Source organism: Nocardia araoensis NBRC 100135, assembly GCF_000308435.1.
GTDB lineage: Bacteria > Actinomycetota > Actinomycetes > Mycobacteriales > Mycobacteriaceae > Nocardia > Nocardia araoensis.
The window spans coordinates 1-3,789 of the sequence record NZ_BAFR01000072.1; the positions used below are offsets into that span (position 1 = coordinate 1).

2 protein-coding genes are annotated in these 3,789 nt (G+C 70.4%); both read left to right on the forward strand.

Translation table 11 applies throughout. The annotated features are described in order from the left end of the window. Nucleotides 1-7: 7 nt before the first annotated feature. Nucleotides 8-1,354 carry an LLM class flavin-dependent oxidoreductase gene (locus ON21_RS10020; protein WP_039797404.1) on the forward strand — a complete coding sequence of 449 codons (1,347 nt, stop codon included), beginning with the start codon at nt 8-10 and terminating at the stop codon, nt 1,352-1,354. Then, nucleotides 1,351-3,789: ABC transporter transmembrane domain-containing protein (locus ON21_RS10025; protein WP_039797403.1), on the forward strand; the 2,439-nt coding region annotated here is incomplete at its 3' end. The genes ON21_RS10020 and ON21_RS10025, both read left to right, overlap by 4 nt.

A 3,789-nucleotide genomic window follows, 5' to 3' on the forward strand; every position in this document is an offset into this window, starting at 1 on the left:
CCCGACCATGTCCGGTAAACAACTGCATCTCAACGCCTTCCTGATGTCGGTGGGGCACCACGAGGCGGCCTGGCGGCTGCCGGAAAGCGATCCGTACGCGCACACCGACATCAACTACTACGTCGAACTCGCGCGCACCGCCGAGCGCGGCAAGCTCGATTCGATCTTCTTCGCCGACAGCCCGGTGCTGATGGGCGATCCCGGCCGCAGGCCCAGCGGCAAGCTGGAGCCGACCGTGATCCTCACCGCGGTGGCCGTGCAGACCAGCCGGATCGGCCTGATCGCCACCGCGTCCACCAGCTACAACGATCCCTACAACCTGGCGCGCCGGTTCTCCTCGGTGGACTGGGTGAGCAACGGCCGGGTCGGCTGGAACATCGTCACCACCGCGGGCGCCGATGCCGCGCGCAACTTCGGCCTGGACGACACCCCGGACCACCAGCTGCGGTACGAGAAGGCCGCCGAGTTCGTCGAGGTGTCCACCAAGCTGTGGGACAGCTGGGACGACGACGCCATCGTCGCGGACAAGGCCCTCGGCATCCACACCGACGCCGGCAAGGTCCGCAAGATCGCCCATCACGGCGAATTCTTCAAGGTCGACGGTCCGTTGAACGTGCCGCGCTCGCCGCAGGGCTACCCGGTGCTGGTGCAGGCGGGCTCCTCGGAGGACGGCAAGAACTTCGCCGCCCGCTACGCCGAAGCGGTGTTCACGGCGCAGCAGACGCTCGAGGACGGCAAAGCGTTCTACACCGATCTCAAGCAGCGCGCGATCGCGCTGGGCCGTGACCCGGAGACGATCAAGATCCTGCCCGGCATCGTCCCCGTCATCGGCGACACCGAGGAACAGGCACGCGAACTCGACGCCGAACTCGAGCGCCTGATCTCGCCGGAGTACGCGCGCCGCCAGCTGGCCGCGCACTTCAAACTCCCGATCGAGCAACTCGATCTGGACAGCGAACTGCCCGAGGATCTGCCCACCGAGGACGAGATCCAGGGCGCCAAGAGCCGGTTCACGCTCATCGTGAACCTCGCCCGGCGCGAACGACTCACGCTGCGTCAGCTGATCGGGCGGCTCGGCGGCGGGCGCGGGCACCGCACCTTCGCGGGCACGCCCGAGCAGGTGGCCGACACCATCGAGCACTGGTTCCGGGAGGGCGCCGCGGACGGGTTCAACATCATGCCTGCCGTGCTGCCCTCCGGACTGGAGCGCTTCGTCGATCAGGTGGTCCCGATCCTGCAGCAGCGCGGGCTGTTCCGCACCGAGTACACCGAGACCACCCTGCGCGGGCACTACGGCCTGGACCGGCCGGCCAACCAGTACGACACCGCGGATGCGCTCGTGGTCGCCCGATGAGCTCGGTTCAACCGGATCCGTCCCAGCCGGGGTGGATCCGGTACCTGACGCGCCGCTGTCTCGAGCACCGCCGCCTGGTCGTTGCCGCGGGCGCGGGTGCGCTCGCGGCGGCGCTGCTGACGGCGGTGCTGCCCCTCATCGTGCGGCACGTGGTGGACACGCTCACCGCCACCGCGGCGTCGGTGGCGCCGTGGGCGGCGCTGCTGCTGGTCGTCGGCGCGGCGCGGTTCGGGTCGTCGTTCACGCGCCGGGTGGCGTCGTCCCAGCTGTCGCTGGGCGTGCAGCACGATCTGCGCCGGGACCTGTTCGCCGCGCTGCTGCGGCTGGACGGCCGCGAGCAGGCGGACCTGCGGACCGGTCAGGTGGTCAGCCGGGCGATCACCGACGTCACACTGATCCAGATGTTCCTGCAGCTCATTCCCATGGTCGTGGGCAATGTGGTGCTGCTGGCCGGTGCGCTGACCCTGATGACCCTGATGTCGCCCGCCCTGACCGTGATCGCGCTGCTGGTGGTTCCCGCCTTGTGGATCATCACCCGGCGCAGCCAGCGCAAACTCTTCCCGGCCAACTGGGACGCGCAGGCCCGCGCCGCCGAGGTGGCGATGCAGGTGGAGGCCGCGGTCGCCGGGGTGCGAGTGGTGAAGGGGTTCGGCCAGGAACGGCACGAGCTCGACGGATTGGCGGCGAAGGCGCGGGAGCTGTACCGCTCCCGGCTGCGCGTCGCGCGCATCACCAGCCGGTTCACCCCGGCGATGCAGGCCGTGCCTGCGGCGGGACAGGCGCTGATCCTGATCGCGGGCGGACTGCTGGCGCTGTCGCAGTCCATCACGCTGGGCACCTTCTTGGCGTTCATGACCTATCTCGGCTCGTTCGTCAGCCCGATCCGGCAGTTCGCCATGCTGCTGACGGTCAGCCAGCAGGGCAAGGCGTCGCTGGACCGGGTGCGCGAGGTGATCGAGGCGCCGGCGCCGGTGGAACGTCCGCAGGTCGAAGCGGTGCGCGGCAGTGCGCCGCCGCGTGTCGAATTCCGTGGCGTCGGTTTCGGTTTCGATCGCACGCGGGTGCTCGACGGGCTGGAACTGACCGTAGAGCCGGGCGAGACCATGGCAATCGCGGGCGGAGCGGGTAGCGGCAAATCGACACTGGTGCAATTGCTTCCGCGTCTGGTCGACCCGGACGCCGGGGCCGTCCTGTTCGATGGCGTCGACATCCGCTACCTGTCCGACGCCCGCGACCAAGTGGCGATGGTGTTCGAGGACACCCACCTGATGGCCGACAGCATCCGGGCCAACGTGGCCTATGGGCGCCCGGCGGCCACGGACGAAGAGGTCTGGCACGCCTTGTATCTCGCCGCGGCCGACGGGTTCGTGCAGACGCTGCCCGAGGGACTGGATACCAGGATCGGCGAGCGCGGGCAGCGGCTGTCCGGCGGACAGCGGCAGCGCATCGCGCTGGCCCGCGCGCTGCTCACCGACGCGCCCATCCTGGTTCTCGACGACGCCACCTCGGCCATCGACGCGCAGGTCGAGGAACAGATCTATGCCAGGATCGCGGCCGAGGTGCGCGGGCGAACCACCATCGTCGTCGCGCATCGCCTGTCCACCCTGGCGCTCGCCGACCGGGTTGCCGTGCTCGACGACGGACGGGTGGCGGAACTGGGCACGCTGCGCGATCTGCAACACTCCGGCGAGTTGTTCCGCGCGCTGTTCACCCCGCCGGAAGTGACGGGGATCGGCGTGGACGCCGGGCTCGCTCGGCCCGAGGCGCCGACCTCCCCGCTGTGGGTCGAGCCCGCCGAGGACGACGATGACGGCGCACGCACCCTGGAGCAGGTGGCGAAGGCGTTCTCGCAGCGTGCCGCCGGTGCGCCGACCGGAGCGGGCCGGGCGGCGGGGCCGGGGATGCTCGCCGCCGCGCCGCCCAGCGGTGACGTGCAGGAGCTGATCGACCGCCTCCCACCGGCGACCGGCGAACCGGAGGTCGCCGAATCCTTCTCGCACACACCGGATCCGGAGTTCTCGCTGCCGCGGCTGCTGCGGCCGTTCGCGGTCCCGTTGCTGGCCGGGCTCGGCTTGGTGGGGCTGGACGCCCTGGCCCAGGTGCTGATTCCGTTCCTGGTGCGCTACGGCATCGACCACGGCGTCCTGGCCGGCGCGCGGGACGTGCTGCTGGTCGCGGCGGCGCTCGCGCTGCTCGTGGTCGCGGTGGACTGGGCGATCAGCGTCGCGCAGGTGCGGGTCACCGGGCGCGCGGGCGAACGGCTGCTGTACGGCCTGCGGGTGAAGACCTTCGCGCAGTTGCAACGGCTCGGCTTGCAGTACTACGAGCGCGAACTCGGCGGCCGGATCATGACCAGGATGACCACCGACGTCGACGGGCTCTCGGCATTCCTACAGACCGGCCTGGCCACCGCGCTCACCAGCACGGTGACCATC